27 protein-coding genes, 1 tRNA gene and 1 riboswitch are annotated in these 22,252 nt (G+C 34.8%); of the genes, 20 read left to right on the forward strand and 8 right to left on the reverse strand.

Annotation, left to right across the window (positions count from 1 at the left end):
* The 14 genes from ACXR6G_RS11160 to ACXR6G_RS11225 all read left to right on the forward strand — a co-directional run bounded on the left by ACXR6G_RS11160 (position 1) and on the right by ACXR6G_RS11225 (position 9,767).
* Entirely contained in the window at positions 1–1,398 is a 1,398-nt protein-coding gene (locus tag ACXR6G_RS11160) for a DUF3987 domain-containing protein (protein ID WP_458361511.1), read from the forward strand.
* 1,030 nt (positions 1,399–2,428) lie between these two features.
* Positions 2,429–2,728: an ArsR/SmtB family transcription factor gene (locus tag ACXR6G_RS11165; protein ID WP_458361512.1), complete on the forward strand. Its 300-nt coding sequence runs from the start codon at positions 2,429–2,431 to the stop codon at positions 2,726–2,728.
* A 90-nt stretch (positions 2,729–2,818) separates the two neighbouring features.
* Entirely contained in the window at positions 2,819–3,052 is a 234-nt protein-coding gene (locus ACXR6G_RS11170) for a thioredoxin family protein (RefSeq protein WP_458361513.1), read from the forward strand.
* Between the two features lie 12 nt (positions 3,053–3,064).
* Positions 3,065–3,502, forward strand: coding sequence for a nitrophenyl compound nitroreductase subunit ArsF family protein (locus ACXR6G_RS11175; RefSeq protein WP_458361514.1), 438 nt, complete (start codon positions 3,065–3,067; stop codon positions 3,500–3,502).
* 2 nt (positions 3,503–3,504) lie between these two features.
* Positions 3,505–4,203: an aromatic aminobenezylarsenical efflux permease ArsG family transporter gene (locus tag ACXR6G_RS11180; protein ID WP_458361515.1), complete on the forward strand. Its 699-nt coding sequence runs from the start codon at positions 3,505–3,507 to the stop codon at positions 4,201–4,203.
* Between the two features lie 4 nt (positions 4,204–4,207).
* Positions 4,208–4,438 (forward strand): (2Fe-2S)-binding protein, encoded by a 231-nt coding sequence (locus ACXR6G_RS11185; protein WP_458361516.1) that lies wholly within the window; start codon positions 4,208–4,210, stop codon positions 4,436–4,438.
* A 65-nt stretch (positions 4,439–4,503) separates the two neighbouring features.
* The gene (locus ACXR6G_RS11190) at positions 4,504–5,634 is read left to right on the forward strand and encodes a permease (protein ID WP_458361517.1); all 1,131 of its coding nucleotides are present in this window, start codon (positions 4,504–4,506) and stop codon (positions 5,632–5,634) included.
* Positions 5,635–5,649: 15 nt separating this feature from the next.
* Positions 5,650–5,835, forward strand: coding sequence for a permease (locus ACXR6G_RS11195; RefSeq protein WP_458361701.1), 186 nt, complete (start codon positions 5,650–5,652; stop codon positions 5,833–5,835).
* A 105-nt stretch (positions 5,836–5,940) separates the two neighbouring features.
* Positions 5,941–6,303, forward strand: a complete 363-nt coding sequence (locus ACXR6G_RS11200; protein WP_458361518.1) for an ArsR/SmtB family transcription factor — start codon at positions 5,941–5,943, stop codon at positions 6,301–6,303.
* A 300-nt stretch (positions 6,304–6,603) separates the two neighbouring features.
* Positions 6,604–7,674 carry a hypothetical protein gene (locus ACXR6G_RS11205; protein WP_458361519.1) on the forward strand — a complete coding sequence of 357 codons (1,071 nt, stop codon included), beginning with the start codon at positions 6,604–6,606 and terminating at the stop codon, positions 7,672–7,674.
* Between the two features lie 12 nt (positions 7,675–7,686).
* Positions 7,687–8,058: a putative zinc-binding protein gene (locus tag ACXR6G_RS11210; RefSeq protein WP_458361520.1), complete on the forward strand. Its 372-nt coding sequence runs from the start codon at positions 7,687–7,689 to the stop codon at positions 8,056–8,058.
* Between the two features lie 18 nt (positions 8,059–8,076).
* Complete coding sequence (locus ACXR6G_RS11215) at positions 8,077–8,850, forward strand: pyrroline-5-carboxylate reductase family protein (protein ID WP_458361521.1); 774 nt, start codon at positions 8,077–8,079, stop codon at positions 8,848–8,850.
* Between the two features lie 3 nt (positions 8,851–8,853).
* The gene (locus tag ACXR6G_RS11220) at positions 8,854–9,321 is read left to right on the forward strand and encodes a thioredoxin family protein (protein ID WP_458361522.1); all 468 of its coding nucleotides are present in this window, start codon (positions 8,854–8,856) and stop codon (positions 9,319–9,321) included.
* Between the two features lie 2 nt (positions 9,322–9,323).
* Entirely contained in the window at positions 9,324–9,767 is a 444-nt protein-coding gene (locus tag ACXR6G_RS11225; RefSeq protein WP_458361523.1) for a rhodanese-like domain-containing protein, read from the forward strand.
* 255 nt (positions 9,768–10,022) lie between these two features.
* On the opposite strand, the gene ACXR6G_RS11230 is transcribed toward ACXR6G_RS11225, so the two are convergent.
* Entirely contained in the window at positions 10,023–10,277 is a 255-nt protein-coding gene (locus ACXR6G_RS11230; RefSeq protein ID WP_458361702.1) for an MOSC domain-containing protein, read from the reverse strand.
* A gap of 107 nt (positions 10,278–10,384) precedes the next feature.
* Here ACXR6G_RS11230 and ACXR6G_RS11235 point away from each other — a divergent pair, with 107 nt between their 5' ends.
* Genes ACXR6G_RS11235 through arsB form a run of 5 tightly spaced genes read left to right on the forward strand, consistent with a single transcriptional unit; the run spans position 10,385 to position 14,385 of the window.
* Entirely contained in the window at positions 10,385–10,717 is a 333-nt protein-coding gene (locus tag ACXR6G_RS11235; RefSeq protein ID WP_458361524.1) for an ArsR/SmtB family transcription factor, read from the forward strand.
* Between the two features lie 30 nt (positions 10,718–10,747).
* Positions 10,748–11,098: an arsenite efflux transporter metallochaperone ArsD gene (gene arsD / locus ACXR6G_RS11240; RefSeq protein ID WP_458361525.1), complete on the forward strand. Its 351-nt coding sequence runs from the start codon at positions 10,748–10,750 to the stop codon at positions 11,096–11,098.
* A 6-nt stretch (positions 11,099–11,104) separates the two neighbouring features.
* Positions 11,105–12,919, forward strand: coding sequence for a TRC40/GET3/ArsA family transport-energizing ATPase (locus ACXR6G_RS11245; RefSeq protein ID WP_458361526.1), 1,815 nt, complete (start codon positions 11,105–11,107; stop codon positions 12,917–12,919).
* Positions 12,920–12,925: 6 nt separating this feature from the next.
* Positions 12,926–13,351, forward strand: a complete 426-nt coding sequence (locus ACXR6G_RS11250) for an arsenate reductase ArsC (protein WP_458361527.1) — start codon at positions 12,926–12,928, stop codon at positions 13,349–13,351.
* Positions 13,352–13,353: 2 nt separating this feature from the next.
* Positions 13,354–14,385: an ACR3 family arsenite efflux transporter gene (gene arsB, locus ACXR6G_RS11255; protein ID WP_458361528.1), complete on the forward strand. Its 1,032-nt coding sequence runs from the start codon at positions 13,354–13,356 to the stop codon at positions 14,383–14,385.
* A 432-nt stretch (positions 14,386–14,817) separates the two neighbouring features.
* Here arsB and ACXR6G_RS11260 read toward each other — a convergent pair whose 3' ends face one another.
* The 7 genes from ACXR6G_RS11260 to ACXR6G_RS11290 all read right to left on the reverse strand — a co-directional run bounded on the left by ACXR6G_RS11260 (position 14,818) and on the right by ACXR6G_RS11290 (position 20,699).
* Complete coding sequence (locus tag ACXR6G_RS11260) at positions 14,818–16,035, reverse strand: site-specific integrase (RefSeq protein WP_458361529.1); 1,218 nt, start codon at positions 16,033–16,035, stop codon at positions 14,818–14,820.
* A gap of 250 nt (positions 16,036–16,285) precedes the next feature.
* Positions 16,286–16,373 (reverse strand) — tRNA-Ser (locus ACXR6G_RS11265).
* 141 nt (positions 16,374–16,514) lie between these two features.
* Entirely contained in the window at positions 16,515–17,450 is a 936-nt protein-coding gene (locus ACXR6G_RS11270) for a molybdenum cofactor synthesis domain-containing protein (protein ID WP_458361530.1), read from the reverse strand.
* 161 nt (positions 17,451–17,611) lie between these two features.
* Positions 17,612–18,079, reverse strand: a complete 468-nt coding sequence (gene moaC / locus ACXR6G_RS11275; protein ID WP_458361531.1) for a cyclic pyranopterin monophosphate synthase MoaC — start codon at positions 18,077–18,079, stop codon at positions 17,612–17,614.
* Between the two features lie 111 nt (positions 18,080–18,190).
* Positions 18,191–19,018 (reverse strand): GTP 3',8-cyclase MoaA, encoded by an 828-nt coding sequence (locus ACXR6G_RS11280; RefSeq protein WP_458361532.1) that lies wholly within the window; start codon positions 19,016–19,018, stop codon positions 18,191–18,193.
* Complete coding sequence (locus tag ACXR6G_RS11285) at positions 18,975–20,150, reverse strand: molybdopterin molybdotransferase MoeA (protein WP_458361533.1); 1,176 nt, start codon at positions 20,148–20,150, stop codon at positions 18,975–18,977. Before ACXR6G_RS11285 ends, ACXR6G_RS11280 begins: the two co-directional genes overlap by 44 nt.
* Before the next feature lie 3 nt (positions 20,151–20,153).
* Entirely contained in the window at positions 20,154–20,699 is a 546-nt protein-coding gene (locus ACXR6G_RS11290) for a hypothetical protein (RefSeq protein WP_458361534.1), read from the reverse strand.
* 97 nt (positions 20,700–20,796) lie between these two features.
* Positions 20,797–20,927, reverse strand: a riboswitch (molybdenum cofactor riboswitch).
* Between the two features lie 268 nt (positions 20,928–21,195).
* Between ACXR6G_RS11290 and ACXR6G_RS11295 the strand changes: the two genes are divergently transcribed.
* Positions 21,196–22,119, forward strand: a complete 924-nt coding sequence (locus tag ACXR6G_RS11295) for a cation diffusion facilitator family transporter (protein WP_458361535.1) — start codon at positions 21,196–21,198, stop codon at positions 22,117–22,119.
* Positions 22,120–22,252: the final 133 nt, after the last annotated feature.

Below are 22,252 nucleotides of genomic sequence, written 5' to 3' on the forward strand. Positions count from 1 at the left end.
ATGAATGATAATATAGAACAGTTTCCCACTCATGTTTTCCCAAAACCATTGGAGGAATTTATTATTGACTCTGCTGATGCTTTGAATTGCCCTATTGACTTTATTGCTATGTCTGTACTTTCTTGTTTTGCCTTGGCTGTGGGAAGTAAGGCTGTGGCTGAAGTGAAAAAAGATTGGAAAGAATCTCCAGTATTGTTTGCAGCTATTGTTGCAGAACCTGGAGCGAAAAAATCTCCAGCTTTAAAAATGGGCACCTTACCTGTGAATGTTTTACAAAAGGAATATGCAGAGGTATATAAATCGAAGAAAAAAGCTTTTTCAGAAAATTTACAAACTTACGATAATGAGTTAGGTTCATGGAAAATGCTACCTAAATTGGAGCGACTAGAAAAAGAGAAGCCTCAGAAGCCAATACCACCAACTTTAGAACAAATTACAACTAATGATGCTACAATTGAAGCTTTATCAGGTTTGTTACAGAAACAACCATTGGGAATTATATTTATTCAGGATGAGTTGGTAGGATGGGTAAAAGGGATGAATCAATATCGACAAGGTAATGGTTCCGATCAGGAAAAATGGTTGTCATTTTGGAGTTGTGCCGATACAATTATTAATAGAAAATCAGAGGAAGAGCCTCAGTACTTGTATCGCCCTTTTGTGAATGTTTTAGGTTGTATACAGCCCGATGTTTTAGAGGAATTGTCTAAGAATAAAGACAATGGTTTTATAGATAGAATTCTATTTGTAATGCCAGAGCCAGTTACTCTTAATTATACCGATAAGGAAGTTGATGAAGCTTTAAAAACTTCTTTAGTCAGAGCGTTTAAAAAGATCTACTTTCAGAAAATAGATGGAGATACACCTATATCTGTAAAGTTCACTAAAGAAAGTCATGATCGGTTTAGTGATTACCTAAATAATACACTTTACAAGGAAATGGAATCCGATGAAACACCTTATTATTTGAGAGGGATCTTATCGAAGTTTGCAGGATACACTATTCGGTTTGCTTTAATTATTGAAGCGAGCAAGTTTGGTTATGGTGAAAGTGAATTCAAAGAAATCAGTCTTGATAGTCTGGAGAAAGCTATAGAATTAACAACATTTTTTAAATGCCAAGCCGCAAAGGTGCAAAATGTCTTGCATAGTTCTGCAATAGATAAAAAGATAGATCAGGCCATTAAATGGATAAGAAAGCGTGGAAGTAGATGTAGTTTTAGAGATGTTTACACTAAAAAAGTCGCTGGATGTAAAAACAAGACACAAGCTCAAAAACTCGTTGATGAAATGCTAGATAGATCTTTGATATCACTTGAGAAAATAAAGCCAAAGACTGGAGGAAAAGAAACAATTTTTATTATTCTTAAAGGCATCAAGCATCAATCGATTTTATAGGGCTTAGTGTTATTGAATTACAGGAGGTTATATATTTATTTCTTAGGCATCAACCGTAGCATCAATCGATCTTTGATTTTTAAATTCGAAGCGATTGCTACCTCGGTTGATGCTTCTTTTTTAGTGGTCGTTTAGTTTGATACAGAGAGTGTTTGATGCTGTATTGAGCGGTTGATGCCTGATGCTAGTAATAAATTGATAAAAAAACTGTCATAAGTAATAACATGATATCTGTTGATACTCAAAAATACTATTTAAAGAATCATGCTTTTGTTTTAAAATAGATCGGCATTAGGAAACCAGAAGCTATTTTGAAAAGAGAATTTACTTTTGAAGAATTGATGGAATTAGATGATAGCGACAAAATAAGGATTCCCTTTCCACCAAAAGTGTTACTAATAGTATATGAAGTTGAATCTAACCAGTTATTTAACTAGTTTATTACTAGTTGTTCTATTTGGAAAACTAGTTCTACTATCTAAATAACTAGTAAATTTATCTAGTTATACTAGTTCATAACCCTTTAAGATGCAATTCTTTATTTCATATTTATTCTTTGAGTGACCTTATTTATAGGGATAACTGATGCTTTAATTTACTAAATGTCTCCCATCATCTAGTTTCATCTATTTATTAACTACTTAATGAGTTCTTTAAAAAAAAGTATATGTGTGAAGTAAGTTGGCAGGTTTGACAATCTGAATATTAATTGGGATTTGATTTTTAGTACGAGTTTAAGTATCATTATATTGATGATACGACCCATTTACAGACTTTTACGTTAGCAACAAGGCGAAAAAAGAAAACTCCTATGATAGGTTAGTGCAAACTTGGATGAATTTATTTTGTTTTTTATTCCCTTCAAAAAAGAAAACCCAACGCACCTTACACGCAGTTGCAAATCGCACTAGTCACCCCACAACCAAAATTTGCAAAAGAGTGTAGTTTTCCTAATGCTCGTTAAAAAAGATGACATTAGTTTTTTTAACGTAAAAAAGTCTATATCTTTGTTCGGCATTTAACGAACAGGATGAATATAGAATCAGTTACTACAGATAAGCAACAAAGGGCTGCCCGATATGCCAAGGCAATGGGGCATCCGGTGCGCATGTATGTTTTAGAATTGCTGTCAAACCAAGGCTGTTGCTACAGTGGCGATTTAAGTGACGACCTTAGCATTGCCAAATCGACCCTTTCTCAGCATCTTAAAGAATTGAAAGATGCGGGACTAATACAGGGTGAAATTGAATCACCAAGAATTAAATATTGTATTAATAAAGAGAATTGGAAAGAAGCACAACAACTTTTTAAACAATTCTTGGGAATCTAAAAAAAAATTTGAAAATACTGTTCGTTGTTTTGCGAATAACGAATTGAGAAGATAATCAACATAAATTTTAATAATTTAAAACCTGCAAAAATGGAAATTAAAGTATTAGGCACAGGATGTGCAAAATGTAAGACGCTAGAAAAAGCAACAAAAGAAGCCGTTGATAAAGCGGGAGTAATTGCAACTATTTCTAAAGTCGAAGACATTGTTGAGATTATGCAATATGGGGTAATGACAACACCTGCTTTGGTCATTGATGGTAAAATAGTAGTGAAAGGTAAAGTTCCATCAGTAGATGAATTAATACAATTGATAACTAAATAAACTATTCAAAATATGAAAAAAATAATAAGCATTTTTAGTATTATTCTGTTAATGGGAGTTGTTTCTGTGTCGGCTCAATGTTGCAAAAAATCTATTGCTGCTAATTCGACGAAGGATAAAACAGATTGTACGGAAGTACAACAAATAAATCAGGTAAAGGCATACTACTTTCATGCCACTCGTCGTTGTGCTACATGTCAAGCGGTAGAAACTGTCTCTAAAGAAGCCATCCAAGAATACTATGGTAATAAGGTGTCATTTGAGTCTATTAATATTGAAAAAGTAAGCGATAAGTCTTTATTGAAAAAATACAAGATTAGTGGACAAACGCTTTTAATTGTTAATGGTGATAAAACAGTGAATTTAACCAATGCTGGCTTTTTAAATGCACGTACCAATCCAGATAAACTTAAAAGTAAAATAAAATCGACAATTGATTCAATGATGTAAATATGGAAATATTACAAAATTTTCTGGAAACTTCGCAGTTTCCCATATTATCGGCATTTATTCTGGGACTTATGACAGCTGTAAGTCCCTGCCCTTTGGCAACTAATATTACGGCCATTGGTTTTATTAGTAAGGATATTGAAAGTCAGCGCAAAGTGTTTATAAATGGATTAATCTATACTTTAGGTCGTGCCATTACTTACACAGCAATTGGATTACTTTTCTTTTTTGGGGCCAGCCAATTCGAGTTCTCTGGCTTTCTTCAGGAATGGGGCGAAAAGCTATTGGGGCCTATTCTAATCATTATTGGTCTGTTTATGCTTGGCGTTTTAAAAATAAAAATTCCTGGTATTGGTTCATTAACTGAGAAGATGGAAAATAAATCAAACACCGGCTTTTGGGGTGTCCTTTTATTAGGTGTTGTTTTTGCTCTGGCATTTTGCCCTTACAGTGGTGTGCTTTATTTTGGGATGCTTATGCCCATGACCATCAGTAGTACTAGTGGATTGTATTTACCTTTATTTTTTGCTTTAGCGACAGGGATTCCAGTTATTATTTTCGCATGGCTTATCGCATTTAGTGTGGGTTCTATTGGTAATGTTTACAATAAACTAAAAACTTTCGAAATGTGGTTTAGGCGAATTATTGCTGTTTTATTTATTGTAGTGGGGGGATATTATATTTTCACTATTTACATTTAAAAATATGAGTAAAATAATTTGTTATTGCAAAAATGTAACAGATGCAGATATAGAAATTGCTATTGAAAATGGGGCTAAAACCCTCAAAGATATTCAAGTTCAGACTAAAGCCTGTACCGGAAATGAATGTGCAACATTGAACCCATCAGGTAAATGCTGTTCAGGTGATATAAATGTGCTATTAAACAACTCTACCGCAACTAATAATTGCGGTAGTAGATGTTGTTGCAGTTAATTCAATAAAAACAAAAAAATTTAGAAATACTGTTCGTGTTTTTGCGAACTCAAATAAGTTGTAATATGAATAAATCTAATATATTATCAAAAAATCAAGACAAGGGAGAGTGTGTCGCATATGCCATTGAAATCCCAGAACAAGAGTTAAATCAGAAAAAGAAAAAAAAGATAGGCTTACTTGTTTCTATAGCAGTGGTCTTACCAGCTTTGCTTTTATTGTATCATTACTTGCCCGATTGGGTTGATTTTTTTACGTTCGATTTATTTAGACTCAATCCAGAATCTCATCTTGGAATGTCGATCAATTTCTTTTTTTATGATACCATTAAAATTTTAATCCTGCTGTTCCTAATAAGTTCGCTCATGGGTTTGATAAATGCCTATTTTCCTATCGACCGACTGCGTATTTATTTAACAACAAAAAAGATGTATGGATTTCAATATCTCATCTCATCGTTGTTTGGAGCCATTACACCATTTTGTTCCTGTAGCTCAATTCCATTGTTTATAGGCCTTGTGAAAGGCGGCATTCCGCTGGGAGTAACTTTTGCATTTTTAATCACTTCGCCTTTGGTGAACGAGGTGGCCGTAGCCATGTTTCTGGGTTTGTTCGGAATTAAAGCTACTTTGATTTATGCAGGAAGTGGAATATTGTTAGGTACTATTGGGGGCTTTATACTTGGGAAATTTAAGCTCGACAAATATTTAAGTGATTGGGTTAAACAAATACAAGCAACATCAGAAAAAGAATCGGAAGAGTGGGAAACAGAAAAAACGCCGTTCATCGATCGTTTGCCATCTATAATTAAAGAAGGTTGGGATATTGTACGTAAAGTATTGGTGTATGTACTTATTGGAATAGCCATTGGGGCAGCAATGCACGGATATGTGCCAGAAAACTTTTTTGCAGCATATCTTGCTGCCGACAAGTGGTATGCCGTTCCATTGGCTGTAATATTAGCTGTGCCTATGTATGCGAATGCAGCTGGTATTGTTCCAGTTATTCAGGTTTTTGTTGTCAAAGGAGTACCTCTAGGTACTGCTATTGCATTTATGATGGCTGTAGTTGGACTCTCGTTACCCGAAGCAACTTTACTAAAAAAGGTAATGAAATGGAAACTTATTGCCATCTTTTTCGGAACGATAACACTGTGTATTGTAAGCTTAGGTTATCTTTTCAATTTTATCCTCTAAAAATTAAAACGATGGATACAAAAAATGAAAATTGCTCATGTAGTCCAGGCTATCCTTATTGGAGTTCTCATGTATTCTAATGCAGCTGGTATCATTCCGATAGTAAGTGTGTCAATTGAAAAAGGAGTTTCATTAGGTACAGCTTTATCATTTATGATGTCGGTTATCGCACTATCATTACCAGAAATTAATATTCTTTAAAAGGTATTAAAATGGCAATTAATAACCGCCTTTGTAGGAATAGTTGCCACTGGAATAATAATCGTAGGATTTATTTTTAATTACGTAAAGTAATAAAAAGTTACTATGGAAAACGATAAACAATATGACCCCCAATCACTGGACTTAGCTAACATGCTGGATGCACTTTCGCATCCGGCAAGAGTGCAAATTATACTTCACCTTGCTAGATACAAAGCATGTCAGGCTGGCAGTATTTCGGAAAAATTACCCCTTGCAAAATCGACTGTCTCCGAACACTTAAGTAAGCTAAGGGAAGCGCAACTTATAAATAGCCGGATGGATGGTAATTATATATATTACAGTTTAAATAAAAAACGATTTGAACTAATCAAGGATAGCTTTTTGGGGTTTCAGAAAACAATAGAGCAATTACAGGACATGCCAAAAGATTGCTGCCCTTTGATACTGAATGAATCGGAAAAATAAAATAACAATTATAAGGTATTTTAATAGGCTGAATAAATAGTTATTATGAAAGCTGAAAATGTAAATCAATATGCTAAGAAGGTAAAGAACACTCTTGGACTTAGTACCTCTCTAGTCGGCTTAAAATTTATTCTTTAAGAAAAGAAAGCTCGAAAAACTTATGTGGATTGCCCTTGTTAATCTTAACGTAAAAGGAGGTCAACGTATTGAAAGTAGCACCGCCATCTTGCAGATAACATGTGTTGATGCAACGCTCATTCCGTATGTTAACAAAAATGAATACTATTTAATGAGTATAAAATGAAAAGAATATTAAACATCATATTATTACTGCTTTTATTATCTAATCTGGTATCTAAAGCTCAAGACAGCACAAATGTTTACAAATTCAATTTTAAAAATCTGAAACCCATTGTTCATGTTTTTGGGACAGCATCCTACGACGTGGAAAACAGTAATTATGAGTACAGCTTTGGTCGGGCTCATCTGGGCTTCCAATACCAGTTTAATGAAAAGTGGAGTTCTAAAATTATTATTGACCGTGGAAGGGCAACTTCTGTTGGTGAGATTACAGTTACCGATGTGAATGGAAATATTTTAACGGTTCAGAACACTTCAAAGGAAGGTGCTCATTATACAATGTTCCTAAAATATGCCAGTTTGCAATGGAAAGTAAATGATAATTTTACTCTTGAAGGGGGTGCAATTTTGCAAAATCATTACATCACACAAGAACGGTTTTGGGGTTTGCGCTATGTTGCGCAAACCTTCCAGGATCTATACTGGCATATTCCAAGCAGCGATTTGGGATTTATAGCAAACTATAAACTTAACAAGGTGTTGTCTTTTGATATGGCAATTACAAATGGTGAAGGACCGCGAAAAGTTCAAGATGCTTTTGGTAAAGTGAAATTTGCAGGGGGAATTGATATTAATCCTTCGGGAAAAGTTCAAACAAGGTTTTATTACCATAATCGGCACTCAGGACTGGCGAATTCAAGTACAGAACAAATGGTTTCTGTTTTTGCAGGATTTAAGCTCTCAACAAAATTTCGGATTGGAGGCGAGTTTAATTATATGGAAAACCTAGACAATATAAACGAGCTTAATAGCTATGGTTTTTCGTTCTATTCGGCTTGTCAGTTATCAAATAAAACTGAATTATTTGCCCGTTACGACAGATTGTACTTTGAGGTTTCTGATGATATGGCAACAGGCAATAAAAAAGACGGAAATACAATTATGGGAGGCATTTCACATTCTCCCGTAAAAGGAGTAAATATTTCGTTGAATTATCAGGGATGGTTAACAGATAACAAAAGCGCTGAAAACCAAAACAAGATACAGTTAAGTATGGAATATAAATTTTAAAAATAAAACAAAATGGAAGATAAAAAAGAAAACTGTTCATGTGGTGCAGGCAATAAAATCGTTATGGCTTGTTCTGGAGCTGCTGATGTTGGACTAATTTCAGATAAAGTGGCTAGAATGCTACATATTGGAGGCGAGAGAAAAATGAGTTGCTTGTCAATAATTGGAGCAGGAATTGAAAAGTCAATAGAAAACTTTAAAACAAAAAATCTTTTAGTAATTGATGGTTGCCCAACCAGTTGTGGTAAACGTATGATGGAGCAACATGAATTTACCAACTATAAACATCTAGTGGTTACTGAACAAGGCTTAGCAAAGGGGCAATCGCCAGCTAATGATGAGAATATTCAAAAGATTTATGATAAAGCGAAGATCATTTTTTAATTAAAAAAAACTAAAATCATGGAAACAAAATCATTAGGTTTTATTGGTGGTGGAAGAATTACCAAGATTTTTTTGCAAGCATTTCAAAATTCACAGATCACTTTTCCATCAGTTGTCGTTTGCGACATAAATTTGGATGCGTTAAATGAACTTAGAAAACAGTTCCCGAAAATTCAAATGACTGATGAATGCGAATTAGCAGCAAAGCAAGATATTGTTGTTATTGCCTTGCACCCACCTGTTATAATGGAAACTTTGGAACAAATTAAAACATCGGTTTCAGAAATAACACAGGTGGTCTCTTTAGCTCCAAAAATCAGCATCGAGAAAATTTCTACCAAACTGGAAACAAAAAACATTGCCCGAATGATTCCCAATGCAACTTCATACATCAATGAAGGTTATAACCCTCTTTCGTTTTCTACTGAATTTTCTTCATTCGAAAAAAAAACGTTATTAGAATTGCTATCAACTTTAGGAAAAACCTTTGAAGTTGAGGAATCTAAACTAGAAGCTTATGCGCTCGTCTCGGCCATGCTACCCACTTATTTCTGGTTCCAGTGGAAAGAAATGGAGAGACTTGGGGCTGATATGGGGCTGACCCAGGAAGAAAGTGCTGACACGATCCATCAAACCTTGCAAGCCGCATTAAATTTAATGTACAAATCAGAGCTATCGTCAGAACAAGTCATCGACCTGATTCCTCTAAAACCCATCGGCGAGCATGAAACCCAGATTTCAGAGATATATCAAACCAGGTTGATGGGTTTATTTCAAAAAATTAAACCGTAAACGATGGTTAATAAAATTCTTCCGTGGTTTATTTTTGTAGCCCTATTTACACTAATAATTATAGGCTTTGCTACAAAAGATAAGCTAAACCAGTTTTTATCAAAAACAATGATAAATAATGCATCGCCTGAATTGCTAAGTACGGGCGATGCGTTAATTGACTCACTATTCAATTATGCAGAAAACCATTCAAGCTACGAAGTAACTTTTCTTGAATTTGGTGCAAAAGGCTGTTCTGCCTGTCGGAAAATAGAAGTAGTTACGGAAGACATACGCTCAGATTATTCCGAAAAAATTAATGTTGTTTTCCTAAATATATTAGAACCTGAAAGTCAAATCCTAATGGAATACTACGGAATTGCAGTCATTCCTACACAAGTACTTCTTAATAAAAAGGGGAAAGAGTTTTTTAGGCATTCTGGTTATATTTCAACAAAAGAATTAATTAAGTCAATCCAACAATCCAAATAAATATGAGAAGTTTTATTCCGTTTTTAGTTATTCTTTTATGTGTTATCCCATTTACCGTAGATGCCCAAGAACAATCCTTAGATGATTATCTACTAAGTTTTGACTACGCTTCACGAAAAGAGATGAAAATTGAAAGTAAGCAGTTGGTTCAATTATTAAAAGCTGATAAGGTTCAGCTTATTGATATACGTTTTGCCGAAGAATTTCAATCATGGAATATGCCCTTTGCAATTAGCATTCCCTTGGCTGAACTGCCAAATAATCTTGACAGACTAGATAAAACTAAAATTATTGTAACAGCTTGTCCACATAAAGACCGAGCAATCATTGCTATGACATATCTGAAAACTAAAGGTTACAAAGTAAAATATTTGACTGATGGTCTTATAGGTTTGGCTGATTATTTAAGAGGTGAAAAAGCATATAACTTCATTATGAAAGAATAAGTCAAGTCCTTTTAGATTAAAGGGCTTGTACTTATTTTCATGCGTAGTTTATATAAATGGTATTCTTTAAAAAAGAATAAAACGAATATGTCACTTGTTTTAAAACTTGGGCTCATCCGACATTTTTGTTGGTTCAGCAATTCTTAGCCAATAGTATTTTTTTTCCATATAAACTTGTCCCCCGGAATGATTCTACTCCCTTTTATGCCCTTACAAAATATACCTTCTAGCGGGATTATGCAGTTACCCTTGATTTTACCAATCTAGCATACACTTTTTGCCTATTGGTGTAACTTCGAGTATCACATTTTTACTTTCAATACGGTCAAGAATTAAAGTTCTGTGTAATTCTATACCAGAGCTTGTTATATTTTCAGTAAAGGATCCCGGAGGGAATTTGGCACCGGCAATCCTTTCTGCTTTCTCAATCCTTTCTTGCGCTAATAGACAAATCTGTCTGTGCCACTCACCTGCATGTGCATCACCAATAATTATCCAATTGATTCGAATCCACTGCTTGTTTTACAACACCCTTTGTTCACAATCCAAAACATTTAATGACGTATTATTACGTCAATACAAATGTTTGACGTATATTTGCGTCAAATATTTATACCATGGTACAATCTAAAACAGAATTATTTAAAAGTGAATTAACTGAAAATGCATGCTATTTTAAGGCATTGGCTCATCCGGCTCGATTACAGATTTTGCAATTCTTAGCAGAATCTAAGTCTTGTATCACAGGTGATATTTCAGACGAATTACCTCTTGGAAGAACCACTGTTAACCAACATATAAAAGAGCTTAAAGCAATAGGCTTAATTGTTGGACATACTGAAGGTGCAAAAACTAAATACTGTCTTAATCCTATAAAATTAAACGAACTAAAACAGTCTGTTACTGCTCTTCTTGATAGTATTGAAACACTTGATTATAAGTGTGAATAAGAAAACGATAATTATAAAACTTTTACAGATATGATAATAGAGATTTTTGAACCGGCACTTTGTTGCTCAAGTGGAGTATGTGGACCAGCGCCTGACAAAGCACTAATTGAACTACAAAACACTATAAATTTATTAAAACAACTTGATGTTGAAGTTAATCGTTATGCGATCAATCAATCACCACAAGCTTTCATCAATAATCCGCTGGTGAGTACATATATTAAGGAAAATGGCGTTGGTAATCTTCCATTGACAATACTTGATAATAAGATTATTCAGGAGCAAAAATATCCAAGTTTAGATGAAATTAACAAATTTATACCAGGCTTAAAGGCTCTTGATATCAAGAGTAAAATATCAGGGATTTATAAAGGAGAATAAACGACTATGTCAGAATATATATTTTTTTCAGGTAAAGGTGGGGTTGGTAAAACCACTATGGCTGCAACAACAGCACTTTACAAATCAGAAAAAGGAAAAAGAACGCTATTAGTTTCAACAGATCCAGCTGGAAATCTTGGTGATATTTTTAATAAAGAGGTAGGACTTAATCCAACTTTGGTATCATCCAATTTATCTTTAGTACAAATGGATTCTGATACCATAACCGAAGCCTACAAGAAGAGGATGTTAGAACCTTTGACTGCCCTGCTTGATGAATTTGCATTAGAACAGTTAAAAGAAGAATTCAACGGGGGATGTACTGTTGAAATTGCCACGTTTGATAAATTTACCGATTTCCTTAGTGATGATCAATATGATTTGATTGTATTTGACACTGCTCCAACAGGACATACTCTTAGATTAATGACACTGCCCAGCGAATGGGATAAGTTTATCCAAAAAAGTGCAGAAGGTAGCGGTCAGACATGCATTGGTCCTGTGTCGCAAATTGAAGCATCGCAAAAAAAATATGCACACGCTGTTAAGGTCATGCAAGATGCTGATAAGACTAAAGTATGTCTGGTTAGTCGTCCTGAAAAGACATCAGTTTACGAAACCATTCGTGCAAAGAAAGAACTTGAAAAAACAGGAATTCAGAATTTTCAACTTATTATTAATGGGGTATATCCTAATAATGGAATATCAGGGGGTATTTTCAAAAATATCGCTGAAAAACAAATAGAATATATTAATGAATTAAAAGAAAACTTCGTAAGCCAAATCTCTGAAGTTCCTCTTCAAGAATCAGAAATTAAAGGTTTAGATAATATTAAATTGTTAGGACAAATTGCTTTTGAGAATCAAAACATCCCTATTCAGGGTGATTTTAAAGAGAGAGTGGCTTTCAAGCAATTTTCATCAGCCAGTGTGTTAAATAATATTTTAGATAAAAAAGAATCGAGTCGTATAACTGTCCTGACAGGTAAAGGGGGAGTGGGAAAAACCGTTACGGCCTGTTCTTTTGCTATGGAATTAGCAAAAAAGGGAAAAACACTATTATTTACTAGCGATCCTGCAGCTCATATTGGACAAGTTCTCGACTGCAAGGTCAATCATATTCCAAAAGAAATTATCAACAACTTATGGGCTGTTAATATTGATCAGAAAGTAGCTGTTGAAGACTACAAAAACCATATTCTTAACGAGGCAAAAGCAAATGGTTCTACTCAAGAATTACTATCTTCATTAGAAGAAGAATTGGAATCGCCTTGCACTGAAGAAATTGCGATATTCGAACAGTTCTCAAAATTACTTATGGAATCGGAATGGGATTATTTTGTATTGGATACGGCTCCAACGGGGCATACTCTTCGTTTGTTAGAATTACCTTTTGATTATAAAAAAGAGCTAGATTTAAAAATAGATAAGGATAATTCTATAGGTAATGAAAGTGCAGAAAGTATAGCCAATACTCAGATTGGGAACCTGATAAAAAGGTTGAAAAACCCAAATGAAGCAACATTTCTGCTTGTTGCCTATCCTGAATTTACACCACTTAACGAAGGTTATCGTGCAATGAATGATTTGGAACGAGTAGGTATTCAGGTTCAAGGTATCATGCTCAACCATATATTCAATTATGAAGACTGCAATCAAAATCCATTTGCCATGGAACGATGGAAGTTGCAACAAAACTACCTATATAAGGCAAAGGAATTATTTCAAAATAAACCACTTTTCCCAATCGAACTTCAATCAAATGAAATCATAGGGATAGATAAAGTAAAAGAACTTTCAAGTAGAATCTTTAAAAACTAAAAAAGAATGAAAATTTTAATCTTATGTACTGGTAATAGCTGTCGTAGCCAAATGGCACATGGCTTCCTACAATCATTCGACAAAAACATTACTGTTCGTTCAGCTGGTACCGAAGCCAGTGGGAAATTGAACCTAAATGCTGTTAAAGCAATGGGTGAAATTGGGATTGACATTAGTCAACACACTTCCGATTCGGTCGACTTATACCTAGATCTGGAATGGGATTACGTAATAACAGTTTGTGGTGGTGCAAATGGAGCATGTCCGGCATTCATGGGTAAAGTCAAAAACCGAGTTCACATCGGCTTCGACGATCCTTCACATGCCAAAGGATCCGACGAATTCATTTGGAGTGAATTTATTCGTGTTCGCGATGAAATAAAAGATGGTTTTAATAAATTCTATGTAGAACAAATCAAGCCCCAGCTATAATTATGAACAAGCAGAAAAAACAGATTGGATTTTTCGAAAAATACCTTTCACTATGGGTGGCTTTATGTATTGGAGCAGGAATTTTGATTGGGAATTTTGCAGGCGAAAGTGTACTATTTTTAAGCAAATTGGAAGTTTATAATGTAAATATTCCTGTTGCTATTTTGGTTTGGTTAATGATTTACCCTATGATGCTCCAGATTGATTTTTCGAGTATTAAAAATGTTGGTAAGAGACCTAAGGGGTTGATATTAACCTTAATCGTTAATTGGTTAATCAAACCATTTACCATGGCATTTTTTGCATGGATTTTCTTTGCAAAAATTTATGGAGCATTTATAAGTCCTGAATTAGCAGGTGAATATATTGCAGGTGCTATTTTACTAGGGGCTGCCCCTTGTACCGCAATGGTTTTTGTATGGAGTTATTTGACAGATGGTGATCCAAACTACACGCTGGTTCAGGTATCGGTAAACGACCTAATTATTTTAGTAGCCTTTGTACCAATTGTAGGATTATTACTGGGCATCACAGATGTTCAGGTTCCTTATGATACATTAGTTGCAAGTGTTATAATATTTGTAGTTGTTCCTTTAGTTGCTGGTTATATTACAAACAAGAATTTAATCCGAAGAAAAGGTGAAACTTGGTTTAAAGATGTCTTCTTACAAAAAATTAAGCCCGTTTCTATTTTAGCATTGTTGCTTACTTTGGTTTTACTTTTTGCATTTCAGGGAAATACAATTACAGATAATCCATTGATTATTTTACTCGTTGCCGTTCCTTTAATCATCCAAACCTATTTCATCTTTTTTATTACTTGGTTTAGCGGTCGCAAGCTAAAATTACCACATGCCATCTGTTCACCATCAGCAATGATTGGAGCAAGTAACTTCTTTGAATTAGCAGTTGCCGTTGCCATTGCATTATTTGGTTTACAATCTCCTGCGGCATTGGTAACCGTTGTTGGCGTCTTGGTTGAAGTGCCGATAATGTTGTCGTTGGTGGCATTGGCCAACAAGTGGAAATATTAAATTGACTAGAGATCAGAGTTTCTGTAAAAAGTATTTTCATTATTTTTTACAAACACGGTTTAAAGTTGAAAATATGGATTTAAAGGGCAATACAAAGCTCTTTGTAGTATTTGGCAAAATCATAAATGATAGTGGGACAGCCCAGATAACCGCCTTAAGGCCTGTTTTAGGATTACCGACCCAAAAAAACAAAACCCTTATAGACAGCAATGTCTATAAGGGTTTTTGTACCCAAAGCCAAAGAAACACTTGAATGTCTGTGTGGGGGACAAATAAGGGTGTTCTTAACAAATAAAAAACACATATAAGATTTATAGTCAGCCGTAAGAGTGTTTTAAAATAGGTCCTATTGGGACTACAATCTAAATCATTTACTCACTTCATGGAATACAACTCAACCGAGCAATATTATGTTGCTCGGGTAATTAGAGGTTAATTTTGTACATATTGATACATACCTTGAATCTTGCTCATCTCGTTTGAAATGAGCTTTTCGCCAGCTCTAGCGTAGTTTTCTGTCATTCTGGTGTTCGTATGTCCCATCATCTTAGAAATAGCCTTAATGTTGAGATTATTGCCTAAGGTAACAGTTGTTGCAAATGTATGTCTGGCTGAGTGAGTACTTAAGTTTTTGTTGATACCACATAGGTCTGCTATTTCCTTTAAATAAGCATTCATCTTTTGATTACTGGGTACAGGTAATAACTTTTGCTGAATCTTACAAATAGGATAATTTTTGTATTTGGTAAGAATTGCTTTAGGAACATTAAAAAGTGGAATTTCGAATTCAACTTTAGTTTTTTGCCTTTTGCTTTTAATCCATTGATTACCATCTATACCTTTTACAATGTGTTCTTGGCTAAGAGATTTTACATCAGAAAAAGCTAATCCTGTAAAGCAACAAAACAGATAGAGATCTTTAACAATTTCAAGACGTTTGATTTCGAAACTTTTCTTCATTAATTTATTCAACTCTTCATCATCTAAAAACTCTTTATCAACCTTCTCCATCTTAAACTTGATCTTTGCAAAAGGATCTGATCTCATCCATTCATTTGCAAGAGCCCAGTTCGTTATCTTCTTAAAATTCTTAAGGTATTTAAAAGTGGTATTGGTTGAACATTTTCGTTCTGTTCGAAAGTAATGTTCAAAATCAGCAATAAATTGATGATTGACCTTGTTCAAAGGTAAATCACGTAAGTTATATTGATTTTTTATAAAGTTCTGAGTGTGTTTTAAACAGGTTTTGTATCGCTCTACTGTACCTTCAGCCATATCTATGCCAATACGTTTTTCACATCTGTCATTGTGCTTCTGAAAAATGCTTATAATGCTATGATCATCATTTTCCTGATTTAAGCTGGCTTTTACATTTTTACAACTAAGCTCTTCCTGTATTTCAAGGTCATTAATGATCTTCAAGAGTTTTTCATCCATAAAATGAATGTATCGATTGTTTTCCTTTGCCTTAATAGAGCTGCCTTTACATTTTCCTTTGTTTGAATCCCAGAATTTAGAATCGATACTTCTTTTAAGAGATATGTCTAATCGTTGACCATCGACGGTAATTCTTACAAAGATTGGAGACTCTCCGTTTTTCAGTTTTGTAGTTTTTCTTGCAAAGAATAAAATAGAAGTAGTTTGTCTCATTGTTACTAGTTTTAAGTGTTTTAAAATGATTCTTCAAAACTAGCAAACGAGAGGTTTTTTGATCGAGCAAAAGGGTGTATCGTAGTGTATTAGAACCTGAGTGAGGTGTAGCGTTTTCAAGCTTTCTAATCTACACCTTACGCAACACCATTTTATTGTAGGTTTAGGTGTTTAATTGCGTTGGCACTAAATGAAGAAAGCCTTGTAAACGTTAGGTTTACAAGGCTTTTCTTTCTGTTGCATTTCTGCATGGCGGAGAGAGAGGGATTCGAACCCCCGGTACGTTGCCGCACAATAGTTTTCAAGACTACCGCATTCGACCACTCTGCCATCTCTCCAGTATTTGTAATCATTATCTCTTGTGATAACGGGTGCAAATATAGGATGAAAATTCACATATGCAAAATAAAAAATGCACTTGAGTTTAATATTTGTTTGAATGCTTTGATAATCAGATTAAGAATTTTGAAAAAAAAGTTTTATCCGTGCAAATCCAGCTCATTTAGCATGTATAATGAGTGTTCAATCGTTTTGAAAATCTCTGAACAATACTCGTTGACGGCTTTAGGACTGCCAGGTAGTGTATAAATCAAAGTCTTACCCATAACACCTGCAATACCACGACTAACGAGGGCATTTGCTTTTTCCATACCATACTTCACACGAATCAATTCCATGATGCCAGGAATCTCTTTGGTTAATAGAGGTTTAACCACTTCAGGTGTGATATCCTTTGGTCCAATACCAGTTCCACCTGTAGTGAAAACCATATCGTAATTATCAGCTTGAGCTTTTTCTAATATTGTTTTGAGTTGTTCTTCGTTGTCAGGAATAATTAAAGTTTCAATTTCAAAATGGCGATTTTTTGATTTGAAGAAATCTTCAGCAAGTTTTTTGAGTAATGGTCCACTCTTATCCGCATACTCACCTCGACTAGCACGGTCGCTAAGGGTAATAATAAGGGTTTTCATGATACGAGGCTGATATTCTAGTTGATCACCAGCTTTTAACTCACCACCTTTAAGAACACGACAAAAGATGCCTTCTTTAGGCATTACACAATTTCCTATTTCACGAAAAATACTACAATTATCGCCATGGCATTTTTTTCCAATCTGAGTAACTTCTAAAACCATTTCACCCATGACAAAGCGGTCAAGAGGAGCCGTTTTGTGTAGAACGATCCCCTGAGTTGTGATATTCTCAGCAAACTCACCAAATTGAATCTTTCTTTTTGCTTGAGTAGAGAATCTATCAATACTTTCCTGTGCTAACAAACTAACCTGACGGTGCCAATTTCCAGCATGAGCATCTTGTGCCACACCTGTTTTATTTAGTTCTATTGATGGTACAGGCTTTTTAATGATCCCTTTTTTATCAGAAATATTAACTGAGAGTATATCTACTTTAGTCATTTTATCGAGTTTGTTAGTTCGTGTGTTTGGGTCTTGTCGTTTATTTTGGAATAGAGAGTGAAACTTGCAAATTTATTCAGAGATAATGTGTCTAAAATGTTCTTAGTTTAATCAGAGTTATTGGCTTAAATGGAACTCACTAATATCACCACATCATCACATTATCGGATCGTCACATCAACTTTCGTTTTCTCATCTAATTTGATGGCTTCCATTATCATATTTTTGTCAACAGCTTTGCACATGTCGTATATGGTTAATAAGGCCACACTGGCAGCAGTAAGGGCTTCCATTTCGACTCCCGTTTGACCAATACATTTAACACGTGTGTTCACCTGCACGCCATCATCAATTAGCTTGCATTTTACTTCAGCTTTGGTAATCATTAGTGTATGACAAAGAGGAATGAGGGTACTCGTTTGCTTGGCAGCTTGAATACCTGCAATTTCTGCTATGGTCAATACATCACCTTTTTTCATATCATTATCACGAATCAACTCAATAGTTGCTGGCGATAATAAGATTTTCCCGGAAGCTTTTGCTTCTCTAATCTGTGGATCTTTATGAGCGACATCAACCATATTAGCTTTGCCGTCTTTATCTATATGAGTGAACTTATTATTAGTCATCAGTGCTTAGTAAATTTGTATGTTTAGGAGTTTGTCGATTAGTTAATTCTTTTTTTGTGATTGAATGTTTTAATCTTCACATCATCGTATTAGCTAATCAAGACATCAGTATCATCCTCCAATATTATAAAACTTCCCAATTTTGTTTTTAGTTCCTTCTTCAGGTTTACTTTCTATAGTTCTCTTAATTGCATCTTTAGCACCCAATTTTTTCACATCAAATTCATTCTGATTAAATAAGCAAGGTTTTACCTTACCATCAGCTGTAAGTCGAATACGGTTGCATTTTTTACAATTTCCTCCTTCGCCACCTTCAACAATGGAGAAATCGCCTGTTGCCAGATCCATTTGTCGAATAAAACGTAAATCGAGATCATTGGACTCACAGTAGGCTTTCAGTGCAATTAACTCCGTTTCACTACTGTCTGGCATACGCACACAGTTGATCTTAATAGGTGTTAATCCAGCTTTCTTTGATGCCTCAATACCTTTAAACACATCTTCAATATCACCACAGCGGGTGACTTCTCGATATGTTTTAGGATCAAGGGTATCCAGACTAATGTTGACGCGCTTAAGTCCAGCTTTAGCTAAATCAGCGGCATATTTTTCAAGTAAAATACCATTGGTAGTAAGCGCTAAATCTTCAAGCCCCTTTACATTGGCAATTCTCTCAACAAGCTCAACGATTCCCTTTCTAACCAATGGCTCACCACCAGTTAAACGCACCTTTGTGATACCTGTTTTAACAGCTTCTTCAACAAAGTTCACGATTTCTTCAAAACTCAGCACATCTTCATGAGCCATCAGATCGATACCATCTTCGGGCATGCAGTAGGTGCAGCGTAGATTACATCGGTCTGTGACTGAGATTCTGAGGTAACTAATATTTCTCTTATATCTGTCTAACATGTACAAATTCTCCTTCTGTAAATTCATCAACACCTCTTGGGATGGCCATAATACCATCGGCTTGGGTGAATGCGTTAATATGTGCAGATCCGTTGTACTCAACAGGGATCACTTGATTGTTGGCATTCATTCGTACGGGAATGAATTCCAAACGATCGACTCTTTTGCGTTTGTAATCGCATGAAATTGGCAAGCGAACAATACTTGGGTAATAATCGTGTCCCATCAGGCGAAATACTAAGGTTTTCCCCAGTAATTCGAACTGTACAAATGATGAAACCGGATTGCCTGGCATGGCAAAGACATACTTGCCTTGTCGAGTAGCAAATACGGTGTGTTTACCTGGCTTTACACTTAGTGTATGAAACCAAATATTAAATTCTAATTCTTTTAAGATTTGTGGAATGTAATCGTATTCACCTACCGAAACACCACCCGAAATAATAAGGAGATCATTCTCCTCAATACATTTGGCAATAACCTCTTTAGTTGCTTCTTTAGAATCTGCAATGATACCATAGTAATTACCCGTGATGCCAATCTTTTCAAGTTGAGCCATCAATTGCCATGAGTTGACATTCCTGATTTGTGTTGGACCTGGAGTTTCACTTGGTTCTACCAATTCACTTCCTGTTGCTATTATACCAACTCTTACTCTTTTATAGACTAGCGGTTGCGTACATCCAACTTCAGCTAGCACAGAAATGTGTTGTGCTTTTAATCGTGTTCCTTTCTTTAAAACAACATCATTCTCTTGAATATCTTCACCTTGGAGGCAGATGTTCGTTTTTGTTTTTGTTTCTGTAAAGCGAACAAATTTATCATCGGTTGTTTCAGTATGTTCTACCATGATAACGCAATCAGCACCCTCAGGAACCATCGCACCAGTCATTATTTTTGAACACTGTTTCTCTCCAATAAATTTTGTTGGTGGAGTTCCCGCAGGAATTGTTTCAAGTATTTCAAGTGTCTCTGATAAATCGGCCTGTCGACAAGCAAATCCATCCATTGCTGATTTGTTAAATGGAGGAATGGCAATAGGAGATGCCACATCTTCAGCTAGAACACGGTTTAAACATTTTGATAGTTCAATATGCTCTTTTTCTAATTTCTTAGTAGCATGTTTTACTGTTTTTAGGGCTTCATTAAAAGTGATCATAGGTTAGTTTTGTATGGTCCAGCCAGATTTTGAGAATTTTAGATTTATTGGATCAAAGTCAAATTTTTGTTCATCAAATTCGATCCATTTATCTGCAAGTTCTCTATCTATTATAGCTTGGGGTTTTATTTGTTTATTGTTTTTTTTATTAATTATTAAGAAAATACCCGGTTTTATAATTTGCCTTAAACCTCCTGATTCGCATATGATTGGTGAATCTTCTGGTATGAGCTTCATAAGCTTATCAAAAACGAGGGGTAGTTTATTATCCATGCACTGAACGTAATAGACTTCTTTTGATCCTGCATTTAAGAATCGCTGACTATCTTTATTGCCATCAGCATTTAATTCTTTTATGATAGAATAATCAGTGTCCTTTTCTATGATTTGTGCATCAGGATTCAGTCGATGGAAGTGTGGAGCGATTTTAATACTAATAACAGGGAAGTTTTCAGCATGTTGTGCTATGACTTGACTGGCAAAAAGTGTTTTACCCACATTTTGACCCGTTCCTGCTATCAATAATATATTTTTGTAAAATTTTTCCACTCTGCTAAATTTAAGAAAACTCAATAATAAACTAAGATTGAAGTCGTCTGTTATTTAGCATGTTGGGATTGTTACTGTTGAGGTATGTAGCCCAGAAGCCAAATCACATATTTCTCCTTTCCAAATTAGGATCTAGTCCACGGGAGGCAATTAAGTTTCCTATATTACCCATCGGTTATTAAAACATACCAGAGGCTTAGTTGTTAATAACTCGGAGTTTTCATGATAGGGGTAAAGATAGAAATATTAATGAATCTACAAATGTGTATATGTGTTGTTGTTATCTTTTGATGTACGGTTTTGATTTTTTAATGTTCTTAAGTTGTTGGTTTGCAGTTAGAAATAAAGTTGGTGTTTGAAGTCTGTTATCTAAAATTGAATTCTATTTATATTTAATTTCGATAAGGATAATCTTTTTATCTTTAGGCAAGCATATTAGTAAGAGGAAAGAAGGATATTATTGATAATTAATAGAAAATATATTAACATTAAATATATGGGTGAGCATAAACACGAGCACGGACATAAGCATGATCATGGCGATTTAAAAGGTAGAAATCTAGCAATAGCAATTGTCTTAAATATTGGCATAACTCTCGCTCAAGTTATCGGTGGTTTTATTTCAGGTAGTTTAGCATTGATGTCCGACGCAATGCACAATTTTAGTGATGTGTTGGCTCTAATTATCTCCTGGTTTGCAAGTAAGTTATCCAAGAAAGATCAGACTCCCTCTCAGACATATGGGTATAAACGCGCAGAGATATTAGCAGCTTTGATCAATGCTGTATCATTAATTGTGATTGCTTTTTTCTTATTGAAAGAAGCTATTTCTCGTTTTTCTGATCCTATAGAAGTGCAATCGGGATTGGTTATGATTTTGGGAGGCTTGTCAATTGTGTTGAATGGCTTGAGTGTTTTGCTGGTTCAGAAAGATGCTAAAAATAACATGAATATGCGCTCTGCCTATTTACACCTCCTTACCGATATGATTTCATCAGTAGCTGTTGTTCTTGGAGGATTAGCCATGTATTTGTGGGATGTTGCTTGGGTGGATTCAGTTTTATCTATAGGAATTGCACTTTATCTCGTTTATTCAAGCTGGGGTTTAATAAAGGAAAGTGTTAGAATATTGATGCAGTTTGCGCCTGCAAAGGTGAATTTGGAAGCTATTAATACAGAATTACAGAACATTCCTGAAGTGACTAATATGCATCACGTTCATGTTTGGCAGCTTGATGATAAACAAATCAATTTTGAAGCTCATATTAGTTTTAATGAAGATATAAACCTGAGTAAAGTCAATGAAATTCTTCATAAGATAGAGCATGTATTAGATGAAAAATTTGATATCAATCATGTAACACTTCAGCCAGAGATTGATGGTTATTGTGGAGATAATAGCATGGTTAATCAGAATTAGAAATAATAAGACCGATTAAAACTAAATAAAAAGGTGAAAGCTCTACTCTGGAGTTTTCACCTTTTTTTATTTTGTGTTCTCGCCGATTTGTAATTGGCGTGTATTGGGTTGTGGATTTCTAATCTACATCTGT

The sequence above is a fragment of the Ancylomarina sp. YFZ004 genome (assembly GCF_054254355.1).